Origin of the sequence: Sciscionella sediminilitoris (assembly GCF_000737195.2) — a bacterium.
In the GTDB taxonomy this organism is placed as follows: domain Bacteria; phylum Actinomycetota; class Actinomycetes; order Mycobacteriales; family Pseudonocardiaceae; genus Sciscionella; species Sciscionella sediminilitoris.
In genome coordinates, this window is sequence record NZ_JALM01000147.1 from 1 (window position 1) to 14424 (window position 14424).

A 14424-nucleotide genomic window follows, 5' to 3' on the forward strand; every position below is an offset into this window, starting at 1 on the left:
CCTGGCCTCCTACACCTAGCCACATGTCCAGCCCCAAGCCGCCAGAAAGCCAGGCCCCGGTGCCGTCGATGGCGGCCGCCACTCGTTCAGTCGACCAAGGGGCCCACGCGGCAATCGACGGATCATAGGGGCGTCGCATACTCGCACCCTAGCGTGGTGACAGCTGTGGTCTCCCATGCCCTGTTTGGTGTGACCTGACCTCTAGGCTCGCGCGCGGGTACGGAGCCCGAACGGCGGGCCGGGGATGGACGCGATCGTACGTGATCGGGAGCTGACCGGGGTGATCGATTTTCCGCTCTCCGAGCTTGCCGACTCTCCCTTCGGCGGCGTGCACGTGACCGGGCCGTATCGCATGTGCGGCGCAGTTGAGGTGGGGATCGGTGACGGTGATGCGCGTCCGCGACCGAGAGGAGGAATACGAGCGCGGCGGGGACACGTTCGGTGCCGCCACCGGCCGGATCTCGCCTCCTGCACTGCTGTCCGTTCCGAGCGGAGTTGGCGGATCGGCGGGCGTCTGGCCTGCGGCCCGCCAGGTACGTGCGAACAGGTGACCGAGGGACCGTCCGCACCAACCTGGCGGATTCCGTGGTGCTCGGACGGCAGTTGTGGACCGACGGTCAAACGACAGCGGTTCGGCGTCACATGAATGACAGTGACCGTGCGGAGCTCGACCGCCTTTCCGTGCTGCTCGATTCTCGCCGGCGTGGGTCCCGGTCTCGCCGGAGGTCGGCTGACGGCCTTGACGCTCGCTGAGGAGGGAGGCGGGCACGAGCCGTGCGCGGGTCGATCACGCACGGCTGACCGGCAAGCGCGAGGCATTCGGCAAGGCCCGTCCACGCACTCGGACGTCGACCTGGAAGCGTGGTTCGGCGACCGTCGCCTCGGAGCCCGCGGTGCCCGTCCGGGCCGTCGTGCTCAGCCTCGAACCCATCGACCGAGCACCATTAGAGTCTTGGTCCCCGTAACCTGGCCGCTGCGCCGCAAACGGTCGACGACTTCCTGTAGATGCTCGAGGTCGCGCACGCGTACCTGTACGAGCGCGTCTGGGTCCCCCGCGATGGTGTAGACCGCCTGCACTTCGGGGAGGGTGCTGGCTGTTCCGACGATGTCGCCCACACGGGTGCTCCCGACGTACCGAACTTCGGTGAAGGCCTCGACCTTCCAGCCGATCGCGGCGGGGTCGAGTCGCGCGGTGAAGCCCTGGATCACCCCAGCCCCTCGCAGGCGGTCGACTCGCCGCTTGACGGCGCCGACCGACAGGCCTACCTGCTGCGCCATGTCGGAGAAGGTCCGCCGCCCATCGTCGACGAGGAGCGCGAGCAACTCCTCGTCGATCGCGTCCATGTCTACCTTCGTCATCACGCAAACTTTCATCGCCAGATGGGTCAGATGCTGCAATAATTGTAGAGTTCTCCAGTACATCCTGCGACTGAGTTGTGTGATGTGGAGTAATTTGGTTCTGATTCTCTCGACAGCTGCCGACCCGAGGAGGGGCCCAGCATGCCGGGATCGATCACCGGAACCGTCTCGCTCGACGATAAGTACGTCGCGACGCGCGGGCGCGCGCTCGTCACGGGGATCCAGGCGCTGGTGAGGCTTACCCTCGACCAGCGGCGCATCGACATCGAGCGGGGCCTGGACACCCGAGTCTTCGTCTCTGGGTATCAGGGTTCGCCCCTCGGCGGGCTGGATAGCGAGATGCGGCGGGCCCGTCGGCACCTCGATGATGCCGGGGTCGTTTTCCAGGCAGGCGTGAACGAGGAGCTCGCCGCGACGGCCGTCGCGGGCACGCAGTTGCTTGATGCCGTGCCGGGCCGTCGTCACGACGGCGTCGTCGGGTTCTGGTACGGCAAGAACCCCGGTCTGGATCGCGCCGCGGACGCGATCCGACACGGCACACTCGCTGGAACGGCTCGGCTCGGTGGCGCTGTCGCGATCATCGGTGATGACCCCGCAAGCAAGTCGTCGACCGTTCCGAGCTCGTGCGAGCCCATGGCACAGAGCCTGTCCCTGCCGCTGCTTGCTCCGGGCTCCGTCGCGGAGGTCATCGAGTTCGGCCTGCATGCGGTGGCGCTCTCGCGGGCGACCGGGCTGTGGACCGGCCTGAAAATGATCGCTGATATCGCTGACGCCTCGGCGACGATCGATCTGGAAGCGCTGCGTCCGGATGCCCTCGGGGTCCCCTACCCCCCGCACGACAAACGGCCCGCAGCTCCGACTCTGGTGGGGCCCGCGGCGCTCGACGCGGAGTTCGACATGCTGACCCGCCGACTGGACCTGGCCAAGCAGTACGCACGCGACACTGGTCTCAACCGCGTGACCTTCGATGCGCGCGACCCGAAGCTAGGGATCCTGGCATCGGGGACCGGCTATGCGACGGTACAACGTGCGCTCGACGATCTCGGGCTGTCGCAAGTCGATCTGGACGCACTCGGAGTGCGGCTGATACGTCTTGCGATGCCGTTCCCGGTCGACCACGACACGCTGGTGTCGATGACCGCGGACCTGGACGAGGTGCTCGTGGTCGAGGACAAGGTCGCGTTCCTCGAAGGCCACCTGAAGCAGGCCCTGTTCGGGCAGGCGAAGGTACCCCGAGTCGTTGGGCGGCGTGGCCCCGACGGTCGTCCGCTGCTGACCGCCCGCGGTCAACTGACCGGCGAGGACGTCGCGCAGGCGATCGTAGCGAGAATCGGCGCCTTGGCCCGCGACGGTCGCATCGCCGAGCGAGCCGTTCGGTGCCTCGACGCTGTCCGCCCGCCGCGCCCGTCACGAATCGCACTGCGCACCATCAGGCCTGGGAGCGGCTCGGGTGACCTCGGCAGCCGCATTCCCTACTTCTGCTCCGGCTGCCCGCACAACACCTCCACACGCACCGACGACGACACGCTCGTCGGTGTTGGGATCGGCTGTCACATCATGGTGGCGCTGGACGGGGACCACCGGGGTCGCCAGATCGGGATGACCCAGATGGGCGGTGAGGGCGCGCAGTGGATCGGGATCGCGCCGTTCACCGACGACAAGCACCTGGTGCAGAACCTCGGGGACGGCACGTATCACCACTCCGGGTCGCTGGCGATCCGTGCGGCCGTCGCCGCCGGGGTGTCTATGACCTACAAGCTGCTCTACAACGATGCCGTGGCCATGACCGGAGGTCAGCGTGCCGAAGGCCGCCTGGATGTGCCGTCGATCGTGCGTGAGCTCGCGATCGAGGGCGTCCGACGCATCATCGTCACCACCGACGAGCTGTCCAACTACCGAGGCGTCAAGCTTGACCCGATCGCCACGGTGCGCCACCGCGACCGCTTTACCGAGTCTGAGCGCGAGCTCAAGGCCGTCGACGGCGTCACCGTACTGATCCACGACGACCGCTGCGCCGCCGAGGAACGGCGGCTGCGCAAACGCGGCAAGCTCCCGACTCCTCCCGAGCGGGTCGTGATCAACGAGCGGGTGTGCGAGGGTTGCGGTGACTGTGGGGACGTCTCGACCTGCCTGTCCGTGCAGCCGGTCGAGACAGAGTTCGGCCGCAAGACCCAAATCCACCAGTCGTCGTGCAACTCCGACTTCACCTGCCTCAAGGGTGACTGCCCGTCGTTCCTACTGGTCGAGCCCGGAACCGTCGCCCCCCGCACAATCCCGGACCTCCCCGTCGCCCTGACCGAGCCGGTTCCGCGGTTCGACGGCGACAGCACACTGCTACGTATGCCGGGTATCGGCGGAACAGGTGTCGTCACCGCCTCCCAGATCCTGCAGATGGCCGCCCACCTCGACGGGCAATTCGCGAGCGGCCTCGAGCAGGTGGGCCTGGCGCAGAAGGGTGGCCCGGTGATCTCCGACATCCGGATCGCCAAGCAGCCGATTAACGGCATCCCGCGGGCCTCGAAGGGCACGGCCGACGCAATCATCGGCATGGACATTGTCGGCGCATCCACCGAGGCGAACCTCTCGGTGGCGCGCCCCGGCCACACGATCGCGGTCCTCAATACCTCCCTGGTCCCGACAGCGGCGATGGTCACTAACAGGGTTGTCCTGCCGGGGTCCACCGAGGACGCCATTGAGCGCATCGGCGCGTCGACCCGGGCCGACGACATGCTCCAGGTGAACGCGCAGTGGATCGCCGAGCAGCTGTTCGGCGACCACATGCCGGCCAACATGGTCCTGGTCGGGGCGGCGTTCCAGCACGGCGTCCTCCCTGTCTCGCTGGAGGCGATCGAGGAGGCGATCCGGATCAACGGAGCCGCCGTCGAGATGACCCTCACCGCGTTCCGCTGGGGGCGTGCCGCGGCGGTCGACCACGATGCTGTCGTCACTTCCCTGACGGCGCCCCAACGGGCCGTTGTGGACGTCGACTCGGACTCGGCCGCGACCGCGCAGGGCATCGCTCCATGCGATGAACAGCTCGAGCGAACACTCGCCCAGCGCATCGCCGACCTGACCGGCTTCCAGGACCGCGCGTACGCCGAGCGCTACGCCGAGGAGGTCCGGCGCATCACCGCGATCGCTATCGAGCGGGCCGGCGATCAGCATGGATTCCGCATCGGCGACGCATACGCCCGCGGGCTGCACAAGCTCATGGCCTACAAGGACGAATATGAGGTGGCTCGACTGCACCTGGACCCGGCAGAGACCGCACGGCGCGAGGCCGCCTACGGTCCGGACGCCAAGGTGTCGGTGATGCTGCATCCGCCGCTTCTGCGAGCCATGGGAATGCGGCGCAAGATCAAGCTGGGGCGATGGATATCCGGCCCTGCCTTCAAGGCGCTGTGCGCCGCCCGGCGGCTCCGCGGCACCCCGCTCGACCCGTTCGGATACGCCAAGGTCCGCAAGGTGGAACGCGAACTGATCAGGGAGTACCAGCGTGCGGTACGCGCCGCGTGCGAGCACCTCGACCCGCGGACCGCTAGCCAGATGCTGGAGCTCGTTGAAAGCTCTGACCTGGTCCGGGGCTACGAAGAGATCAAGCTCGCCAACGTCGAGCGCTTCCGTACTCGGATTACCGAGTTGTTCTCGAAGATGGAGTCGGTCCGCACGGTCTAACCGTAGCGAGCCGACCGACGGCCTCGACCCCGTCGGTCAGCGACGTGACCTACGTCAAGAGAACTTTCACAGTCATGCCCCGCACGTCGTGAGCGGGACTTATAACGCGCGGGTATCCGGTGAGGTGCCCCGTACCCGGGCGGCGGACCGGTGCGCCACAGCCGGCCAAAGTCGCTCAGCCCCTTGACAACTCGTTCGAGCGGCGCCCTGCCGCTCCCCCTTAGGAGACCGTGATGGCTACTTTCTTGGACGAACTTGTCGCCGGTGATTTCGAGCAGGTCAACATCGTCCGCGACGCGATGTCCGACATCGGATCCATCGTCGCCATCCACGACACCACCATGGGCCCGTCGCTGGGCGGCGTCCGGATGCGCCCCTACCCGACTCACGAGGACGCCGCCCGGGACGCGATGGCCCTTGCCCGCGCGATGACCTACAAGTCCGCGCTGGCCGGGCTGAATCTCGGCGGGGGGAAGAGTGTGATTAACGCCGAACCCACCGCCGAGAACAAGGCACGGTTTCTGCCCGTGCTTGCCAAGCACATCGCCTCGATGGGCGGCCGATACATCCCGGGGGCGGACATGGGCACCGACGCTGCCGACATGGACGTCCTGGCCAAGCACGTGCCGGTCGTGTCCTGTCGGCGGGACCCGTCGCCGTCGACCGCCCGAGGTGTCTTCCGCGCGGTCGTCGAAACGTTGCGCTGGACCGGCGCTGGTGACCTGGCCGGCCGCCGAATCGCGGTTCAGGGACTTGGGAAAGTCGGCCGCGCGCTGGTGATGTTCCTCCGTGAGGCGGGAGCCGAGGTGCTCGTCGCCGACATCGACGACCGTCGTACGACGGAGGCTCGTGACGTCGCCGGCGCGGTGCCGGTCGCGATTCAGGACATTCTCACGGCAGATGTCGACGTGCTGTGCCCGTGCGCGGCTGGCGGCGTCCTGACTCCGGACGTGATCGACCACCTGCGGACCGGCGTGATCGTCCCCGGAGCGAACAACCCGCTCGAGCACGATGCGCAGGCCGCCGTTCTGCAGGAGCGCGGAGTCGTTTACGTGCCCGACTTCGTCGCCAACGCCGGCGGTGTGATCGTCGCTGAGGCCGAGGTCCGCGGCTCGGACGATACGATCGAGGACCGGATCGAGACGATCGCGGCAACCACCGTCGAGATCCTCGACACCGCCCAGCGATCCGGCACCGACACCGTCTCGGTCGCATACAGGGTGGCACGCGACCGCCTCGCCTCCCACGCCACTGCGAGGCCAACATTCCCCGCGGTGCCCTGACCGCGCCGACCGGCAATACCGCACCAGATGCTACCCGTGGATGCCCCTCCTCTGTGTGCGGCGAGGCACCCGCGTAGGTGGGCACACATCGCGAGTGCCCCCTGCGGCGGACGGATAGGCACTTCGCACTGTCCCGAAGGCAGGGCAGGGCACTTTGCCTCTCGAGTGGTGCCTTGAGCCGGCGCAGAGTGGTCGGTAACACGACGTCGTGTTCGAAGGAGCGTCCCGAATGCCCGATACGCGTACAGGCCAGACTGGGGTCTACACACCCCGGCCGCGCGCATTGACACTCGATCAGGTCCGGGAGCTGGTTGGGGAGCCGGACGAACTCACCGTGGCCAAGGTGACTGACCGGCTGGATCGCAACCTGCGCCGGTTCATCGCACACTCGCCGTTCGTATGTATGGCGACGACCGATGGCGAGAGCGCGGACTGCTCGCCTCGAGGCGACAACCCAGGCTTTGTCAAGGTGCTCGACGACTGGACAGTCGCCATCCCTGATCGCCGGGGCAATAAGCTGATCGACTCCTACCGCAACCTTGCCGTCAACCCGGCTCTCGGGCTGATCTTCCTGGTGCCGGGGCACCGCGAGACGCTGCGGGTCAACGGGCGCGGCTACCTCACCGACAACCCTGACGTGCTCGCTCGGATGGAGATCGAGGGTAAACAGCCGACCCTCGCCGTGGTCGTCGACGTGGTCGAGGCCTACATCCATTGTGGCCGTGCGGTCTTGCGGGCGCGGCTGTGGCAGACGGACAGCCACGCGCTCGCCGCCGAGGTGCCGACCCTGGGCGAGATTGTTGCCGACCAGCTGGCGATGGATGGCGTGACGGCAGATCTAATCGACACGGGAGCCGCCGAGGGTTACAAGGAACTTTACTGATGGAGCCTCTTCGTGTCCGGGTGGACTACATCGATGCCGTCGCCGACGGCGTCGTGGCCGTGTCCTTCCGGAATGTGACCGGCGCGGAGCTTCCTGGGTGGGACCCGGGAGCGCACGTCGAGCTAACCCTGCCCAACTGGCTGACGCGACACTACTCACTGTGCGGCGACCCGGCCGATCCGAGCCGGTACCGCATCGCAGTGCGTCGTGAGCGCACAAGCCGGGGTGGCTCCGAGTACGTCCACGAGTTTCTGCGGGTCGGCCAGGAACTGACGATTTCCTCCCCCCGCAACAACTTCCCGCTGGTCCAGGCGCCGGAGTACGTGTTCGTCGCGGGCGGCATCGGTGTCACCCCGATTCTGCCGATGGTCCAGGCGGCGGCGGGCAGGGCGCGTCTGCGGGTCGTGTACACCGGTCGTTCCTCGGAGTCCATGCCGTTCCGCGAGGAGCTTGCTGCGTTAGCAGGCGGCGCTCTGCGGACGCACAGCGGCGAGCCTCCTGACCTGGCCGATCTGGTAGGTCCGGTCGGTCCGGGGACGCAGGTCTACGCGTGTGGCCCGGGCCCAATGCTGGAGGCGGTCGAGGCCGGATTCGGGACGCGGGAGGGCGTCTCCGTGCACGTCGAGCGGTTCCGTCCGCGGCACCGTGTCTTCGCACCCGACACAGCGTTTGACGTGGTCTGTGCTCGCTCCGATCGCCGGGTCAGGGTCGAGGTGGGCGTCAGCATCCTGGACGCACTGCAGCGCGCGGGCCTGCCGGTGACCGGGGGCTGCCGGGAGGGGGTCTGCGGGACCTGCGGCGTCGGCTTGCTCGGCGGAGACCCCGACCATCGCGACGACATCGGGGGTGCCGGTGGAACTCTGTACCCCTGCGTCTCCCGGTCGCTAAGCCCTGAGCTTCTGCTCGACGTCTGATTGGAGGAGCGATGACCGAGGTGACGAGCTTTTGCAGGTTCTGCGGCAGCTTCTGTGGGATTCTCGTGGACGTCGAGGACGGCCGGGTCGGGAAGATCCGGGGTAACCCCCGCAGCCCGTCCGGGCGCGGCTACACCTGTCCCAAGGGTAGGGCGCTCGGCGATTTTCACGCGCATCCCGACCGGCTGGACCGGCCGAGGTGCCGAGCGGGCGGGGCGCTACAAGAGACGACCTGGCCCGTCCTCGTCGACGACCTTGCATTCCGGCTTCGTTCGATCGCCGAGACCGACGGGCCGGACGCAGTCGGCTTCTTCTTCGGCACGGCCGGGATGCTGGACAGCCTCGGCTTCCCAACTGCAGGAGCACTGGTCGCGGCCATGGGCACGGCCAGCCGATACAGCACGCTCACGATCGATTCGCCGTCAGTGCTGCTGGCTGCCGAATCGATCGCCGGCCACCCGATGCTGCTACCGGGCCCAGATCCAGACGCCGAACTGGTGCTCTGGCTCGGGGGAAACCCCGTTATCTCGCATGGGCATGGCTACTTCCTCGGGATGCCCGTCGATCAGCTGCGGCGCTGGGCAGGCCAGGGGCAGCTGTGGGTCGTCGACCCACGGCGCACCGAGACCGCTGACCTGGCCACCCGGCACCTGCCCATCCGGGCCGGGACCGACTACGCGCTGCTCGCCTACCTTGTGCGTGAACTGCTCACGCAAGGCGCCGATCACGAGTATCTGTCCCGCCGAGCCTCCGGTATCGACATCCTGGCCGGCGCCGTCGCCCCGTACGACCTGACCCGGACCACTCGGCTCACCGGATTAGCCGAGTCACAGCTCACCGAGCTGCTCGATCAGATCCGCCGAGCGGGCCGCATCGCCGTTAAGGAGAGTACGGGTCTCACCTTTCAGGCGTCGGCGAACGTGTGCATGTGGTTGATCTGGGCGCTCAACATCATCACTCAGTCCCACGACCGCCCGGGCGGCATGTTCTTCAACCCGGGATATCTGAGGAAACTGCACACGCAGGAGTGGCCGGCCATGGACGGCACCCCAGGGCCGGGGCCGCGCAGCCGACCGGAGCTACCTGCGCGCTGGGGCGAGTTCCCGTGTACCGCGCTGGCGTCCGAGATCGAGTCCGGCAACCTGAAGGCGCTCGTCGTGGTCGGCGGCAACCCGCTGACAGCGATCCCTCAGCCCGAGCGGCTGGCGAGGGCTTTCAGCACGCTCCGAGTCCTCGCCGTTTCGGACGTCGTCGGGACCGCGGTAACCCGACACGCGACCCACCTCATGCCGTCGACCGGCCAGCTCGAGAGGGCCGACATCTGGCCTCTGGACTTCCTGCACTCCAGCGTTGCCAACCAGTACACTCCCGCGGTGCTGCCCGCCGGCGCCGACCGCAGACCGACCTGGTGGCAGATGGCCGCTCTCGGCGCGGCACTCGGCCACCAGGTGCTCCCCGGCGGGGCGGACCCCGACGAGATGACCGAGGAGCGCCTTGCCCGCGCATACGTCGAAGCCGCGGGGGGAGATTTCGACCAATTCCTCGCCCAGCCCGACGGGGTGTCGGATCACCGAATCCACGGGTGGGTGGAGAACAAGCTGCCCGGCGGGCGATGGCGACTCGGAAACGCCGAGTTCGCCGCCCAGTTGGCGGCACTCACCGAGGCAGACAGCCGGGAGACTGGGCTGCGGCTGATCTCACGGCGACAGCGACATCACTTGAACTCGCAGCTGGCAGACGGCACGGGCGCGCGACGACCCGACCGCCCGACGGTCGACCTCCATCCAGACGATGCTGCGAGGAACGGCGTCGAGGACGGCCAGTACGTCCGCGTCCGGACCGAGCACGGCGAGCTCACGCTCACTGCCCGGGTGGACGACCGGCTCACCCACGGCACGATATCTGTCCCACACGGCTTCACGAACCACAATGTTGGAGCCCTGACCAGCGATGAAACAAACGTCGACGAGCTGACCGGGCTCCCGCTGATGACCGCCATCCCGGCAACCATCGCGCCAGCCGGCCATAGTCGAGAACCGGAGAAGAGGACGTGAGGATGAAACACATCACCGAGGACGACATCGAAGACCTGGCGCTCGGCGCCGTCGTCCTCGGCGCGGGTGGGGGCGGCGATCCTTGGATAGCGAAGATCATGCTGAGGGAAGCGATCCGGCGACACGGACCGATCCCGCTGGTCGACCCGGACGAGCTGGACCCCGAAGGACTCGTGCTCAGCGTCGGTATGGTCGGCGCGCCCACGGCGATCATCGAACAGTTCCCCAACGGCGATGAAGTGCCGCGGGTTCTGGACTCAATGGCGGGCCTGCTCGGCAGGCCCGGAGCAGCGGTCATGCCGATCGAGGTCGGTGGGATGAATACCTTGTTCCCGCTGGCTGCGGCGGCGCATGCGGGTCTGCCCTGTGTTGACGCAGATGCGATGCGGCGGGCGTTCCCGCAGATTGAGATGACGTTGCTGACCCTAGCCGGACACAGCGTGTCCCCAGTCGCGCTGGCCGATGTCCGGGGCAACGACGTGATCGTCCAGAGCGTCAACAACGCTACCGCGGAGCTGTTCACCCGTACGAATGTGATGAATATGGGCATGGTCGCAGTGCTCTGTGCCTACCCGCTGGCCACGGCCGAGGTGGCCAGCGCCGCGGCGCTCGGTTCAGTCAGTTACTGCCTCGAGCTCGGCAAGCGACTCCGCGTCGTCGCCGAGTCCGGTACCGACGATGCACTGGAAGACTTCCTCGGCTTTGCGGACGGGCGCGAAGTATTCGCGGGCGTGGTGGTCGACGTTGAGCGGCGCACCGTCGACGGGTTCGCCCGAGGCACCGTGGTGCTGTCCCATCTCGACGACCCGGACCGCCTGCTGCGGATCGAGATCCAGAACGAGAATCTGATCGCCGTCGAGGACGGCGTCCCCATCGTGACCGTGCCAGATCTGATCACACTGCTGGACACGGAGACCAGTACCCCGGTTACCACCGAGATGCTCGCCTACGGGCAGCGACTGCGTGTCATCGGGATCGCGGTGCACGAACGATGGCTCGAGCCGGATGGGCTGGCTCTCACCGGCCCTCGCGCATTTGGCTACGACCTTGACCACATTCCCGTCGGAGGAAATTCGTGAACGACCTGAGGATCGGTATCGATGTCGGCGGCACCAACACCGACGCCGTGGTGGTGTCGCCGGACGGGACGGTCGTCGACTGGCACAAGACAGCGACCACCGACGATCTGTTCGACGGAATCGACACAGCACTGCGCAAGGTCCTGTCGACCTGCGGAGCCGACGCGGTCCGCCAGGTCATGTTGGGCACGACCCACCCGGTCAACGCGATAATTGGCCGGTCCGGGCTGGCGCGGGTCGGTGTACTGCGGGTCGCCGCGCCGGCCACGCTGTCGATCTCGCCGCTGGCGAGTTGGCCGCAAGATCTTGCCGACCTCGTCGTCGGGCACGTCGCGATCGTCCGTGGTGGGCACGAGTTCCAGGGCGACCCCTTGGTGGATTTGGACCGCGACGCCATCCGGCGCTTCGCCCTCGACTGCCGCGACACAGTTGCGGCCGTCGCGATCACCGGACTGAACTCGCCCGCCAACCCGGAGCACGAGCAGGAAGCCCTGAGGATTGTCACCGAGGTACTTGGACCGGACGTTCCGGTCACCGTCGGACACGAGGTCGGCGGGCTCGGGCTGCTTGAACGCGAGAACTCAGCAGTCCTCAACGCGGCGCTGACCCGTATCGGGCGGACGGTCGTTGAGGGTCTGGAGCAGTCTCTTGCGCGCCGTGGTGTGGGCACCGATGTGTACCTGACGCAGAACGACGGTACTTTGCTCGCCGCTGACGAAGCCGTCCGCCGCCCGGTGCTCACGCTGGGATCTGGCCCGACGAACTCGATGCGAGGCGCAGCATTCCTGTCCGGGCTCGACGACGCGATCGTCATGGACGTCGGCGGCACGTCAACCGATGTCGGGATGCTTGTCGGCAGTTTCCCACGGGAGTCTGCCTTCGCCGTCGAGATCGGTGGGGTCCGGACGAACTACCGCATGCCGGACCTGCTCGCCGTCGGGCTGGGTGGGGGCAGCATCGTGGAGCCCAGCGAGCCGGTGCGTGTCGGCCCGGACAGCGTCGGGCATCGAATCACCACTATGGCCCGCGGATTCGGCGGCGATGTGCTCACCTTGACCGACGTGTCGGCCATCTGCGGACGAACGACAGTTCCGCAGCCCGACCGCTGCACGGATATCGATCCGGCCACCGCCGCGTCGATCCTTGCCGTCAGCGATGAACGACTCCGAGTGCTAGCCGACCGGATCAAGGCCTCCCGTGCCAATCTCCCGTTGGTGGCCGTGGGCGGTGGCGCCCATGTTGTGCCGGACTCGATTCCCGGCGTCACGCAAGTCGTGCGGCCCCCGCACGGAGCCGTGGCAAATGCCATCGGGGCAGCCATCGCCGAGGCATCCGGCACCGTCGACCGAACTTACCGCTACGACGACAGCAGCCGGGACGACTGCTTGGCCCAGGCGCGTCGCGATGCCGAGCTCGAAGCGGTGCGCGCCGGTGCCGACGCCACTGCGGTCCGGGTCACCGCGCTCACCGAGGTACCACTGGGCTACATGCCCGGCAGGTGTGCGAGGGTGCAGGTAAAGGCTGTGGGGCCGTTGTTGACCGTACAAGACACACCGGAGTCGGCACAGCAGTTTGCCTGATTTAGGACGGGTCATGGCAGTAACGGTTGGGCACCTGCTCGCGACGGACATCCTGACCGGGGTCGAAGTCGTTGGCGGCGCCGAAGGCCTTAACCGCACAGTACGGTCCGTTGTCCGGGGAACGACGCTTGACATGCTCCGTCACGAGCCGGCTGGTTCCGTTGTGGTATTCGCCGACGGTGGCATCCTGGCTTCCGAGATCGCGGCCGAGATCGCAGCTCGGTCGTCTGCGGCGGCTCGTCATGCCGCAGTAGTGTTCAGCCAGCGCGGCGTGGTGGCACCGATCACGCTGCGTCGGCTGGGGGATCGGCTCGGCCTGCCCATCGTGCTGGTGGATGGCTTCACTACGCACGACGGAGTGGCCGAGCTCGACCGCTACGCCCGAGCGCCTCAGCTCAGCACCGCGAAAACGGTGCGGTTGCTGCTCCAGTCACTATCGGAGCCGGGAAGACCGCCTAGCGAGCTGCTGACGACCCTACGGTCGCTGCTCGGGTGCCCGGTCGCCGTCATCGACCCGTCTGCTCGGGTGGTCCGCGGCGACGAGATCCTGGAGCACGCGACGCCCACGACGGCGCTCCTCGGGGTCCTCGGCCGTGGCCGCCCGGTTCCTCGCACGGCGGATCTGGGGAAGGACGTGGTCGCCGTTGTCCAGCCGATCCCTGCCGAGGGGGCCGGTACCAATCTGTGGCTCGCCGCTCGCATCGACACGGGCGGGGAGGACAGGTTGGAGACCGTGCGGCAGTGCCTCGCGCTGGCCGCCTGGCCGTTCGCGATGGAGATCGTCAGCCGGTCCCTGACCACCGAGCGAGCTGGTCGTGAACGCGCACTGCTGCTGACCGAGATCCTGGAGAATCCCGGCGAACCTTCCCGTGAGACAGTGGAACGGGCGACCGCTCTGGGATGGCGACTCTCTGGGTGGCACACGGCGGTGTCGGTCGCCCAACGGGGTGAGCAAGGCACGGTATCCGCTGCTGCACTGGAGTCGGCCCTCGCCGACGCGGGCCTTACGCTACGTTTCGTCGAGCGGCCGACCGGCTGGGTGGGATGGCGGTCCACCGAATTTCAGCCGGGCGCCTCAGCCGTCCAGGCGACGGTGGCGCAGGTCACCGCCTGCCTCCGAGCCATTGACGACGACTTCCCGACCGCCCGGTTGTGTGCGGGGGTGGGCCTGAGTCGCCCTGGACCCGGAGGCATCGGCCAGTCGATCCGAGATGCGGAGGCCGCCTGCCTGATGGCCCGGTCTCGGATCGAACCGGCTGCAGTCGAGCACTCGGATCCGACGAGTGTGCGCCGTCTGCTGCTTGGCTGGCTCGGCGACGACGCACTCCGGGAAGCTGGTTCGTCGCTGCTGGATCCCCTTCACGACGTAGACGCCTCCGGCCAAATGCTGGCAACGCTCGGGGCGTATCTGGAGAATCGGTGCTCCGCGACTGCGGCGAGCGCTGCGCTCGGTATCCACCGCAACACGGTGCTGCAACGCCTGACCCGGATCACCGACCTGCTCGACGTAGACCTCGACAGCGCAGACGATCGCCTGGCACTGCAACTGGCGGCACGGTTAGTCCGTGCCGGGCCACGCTAGTGCCGTATCAAGCAA

9 protein-coding genes and 1 pseudogene are annotated in these 14424 nt (G+C 67.6%); 9 read left to right on the top strand and 1 reads right to left on the bottom strand.

Features of this window, described 5'->3' with window-relative positions; translation table 11 throughout:
* Positions 1–241 precede the first annotated feature (241 nt).
* Positions 242–646: pseudogene (locus AD72_RS38310) on the top strand (hypothetical protein); the annotation flags it as partial.
* Between the two features lie 269 nt (positions 647–915).
* On the opposite strand, the gene AD72_RS33910 reads toward AD72_RS38310, so the two are convergent.
* Positions 916–1344: an Lrp/AsnC family transcriptional regulator gene (locus tag AD72_RS33910; RefSeq protein ID WP_425480797.1), complete on the bottom strand. Its 429-nt coding sequence runs from the start codon at positions 1342–1344 to the stop codon at positions 916–918.
* 156 nt (positions 1345–1500) lie between these two features.
* Between AD72_RS33910 and AD72_RS33915 the strand changes: the two genes are divergently transcribed.
* The 8 genes from AD72_RS33915 to AD72_RS33950 all read left to right on the top strand — a co-directional run bounded on the left by AD72_RS33915 (position 1501) and on the right by AD72_RS33950 (position 14409).
* Positions 1501–5034: an indolepyruvate ferredoxin oxidoreductase family protein gene (locus AD72_RS33915; RefSeq protein WP_031470747.1), complete on the top strand. Its 3534-nt coding sequence runs from the start codon at positions 1501–1503 to the stop codon at positions 5032–5034.
* 233 nt (positions 5035–5267) lie between these two features.
* Positions 5268–6317 carry a Glu/Leu/Phe/Val family dehydrogenase gene (locus tag AD72_RS33920; protein ID WP_037348337.1) on the top strand — a complete coding sequence of 350 codons (1050 nt, stop codon included), beginning with the start codon at positions 5268–5270 and terminating at the stop codon, positions 6315–6317.
* 229 nt (positions 6318–6546) lie between these two features.
* The gene (locus tag AD72_RS33925) at positions 6547–7200 is read left to right on the top strand and encodes an MSMEG_1061 family FMN-dependent PPOX-type flavoprotein (RefSeq protein ID WP_031470749.1); all 654 of its coding nucleotides are present in this window, start codon (positions 6547–6549) and stop codon (positions 7198–7200) included.
* A 20-nt stretch (positions 7201–7220) separates the two neighbouring features.
* Positions 7221–8114, top strand: coding sequence for a PDR/VanB family oxidoreductase (locus tag AD72_RS33930; RefSeq protein ID WP_231645136.1), 894 nt, complete (start codon positions 7221–7223; stop codon positions 8112–8114).
* Between the two features lie 11 nt (positions 8115–8125).
* Positions 8126–10168: a molybdopterin-containing oxidoreductase family protein gene (locus AD72_RS33935; protein WP_031470751.1), complete on the top strand. Its 2043-nt coding sequence runs from the start codon at positions 8126–8128 to the stop codon at positions 10166–10168.
* A gap of 2 nt (positions 10169–10170) precedes the next feature.
* Positions 10171–11247, top strand: coding sequence for an S-methyl thiohydantoin desulfurase family protein (locus tag AD72_RS33940; protein ID WP_031470752.1), 1077 nt, complete (start codon positions 10171–10173; stop codon positions 11245–11247).
* Entirely contained in the window at positions 11244–12827 is a 1584-nt protein-coding gene (locus AD72_RS33945; protein ID WP_051899315.1) for a hydantoinase/oxoprolinase family protein, read from the top strand. Before AD72_RS33940 ends, AD72_RS33945 begins: the two co-directional genes overlap by 4 nt.
* A gap of 13 nt (positions 12828–12840) precedes the next feature.
* Positions 12841–14409 carry a PucR family transcriptional regulator gene (locus AD72_RS33950; protein WP_031470754.1) on the top strand — a complete coding sequence of 523 codons (1569 nt, stop codon included), beginning with the start codon at positions 12841–12843 and terminating at the stop codon, positions 14407–14409.
* Positions 14410–14424: the final 15 nt, after the last annotated feature.

What these genes read in the sequence shown, in the direction of transcription:
- AD72_RS33925 (WP_031470749.1), top strand. Translation starts at nt 6,547, where the DNA reads ATGCCCGATACGCGTACAGGCCAGACTGGGGTCTACACACCCCGGCCG.
- AD72_RS33935 (WP_031470751.1), top strand. Translation starts at nt 8,126, where the DNA reads ATGACCGAGGTGACGAGCTTTTGCAGGTTCTGCGGCAGCTTCTGTGGG.
- AD72_RS33910 (WP_425480797.1), bottom strand. Translation starts at nt 1,344, where the DNA reads ATGGACGCGATCGACGAGGAGTTGCTCGCGCTCCTCGTCGACGATGGG.
- AD72_RS33940 (WP_031470752.1), top strand. Translation starts at nt 10,171, where the DNA reads ATGAAACACATCACCGAGGACGACATCGAAGACCTGGCGCTCGGCGCC.
- AD72_RS33915 (WP_031470747.1), top strand. Translation starts at nt 1,501, where the DNA reads ATGCCGGGATCGATCACCGGAACCGTCTCGCTCGACGATAAGTACGTC.
- AD72_RS33950 (WP_031470754.1), top strand. Translation starts at nt 12,841, where the DNA reads ATGGCAGTAACGGTTGGGCACCTGCTCGCGACGGACATCCTGACCGGG.
- AD72_RS33920 (WP_037348337.1), top strand. Translation starts at nt 5,268, where the DNA reads ATGGCTACTTTCTTGGACGAACTTGTCGCCGGTGATTTCGAGCAGGTC.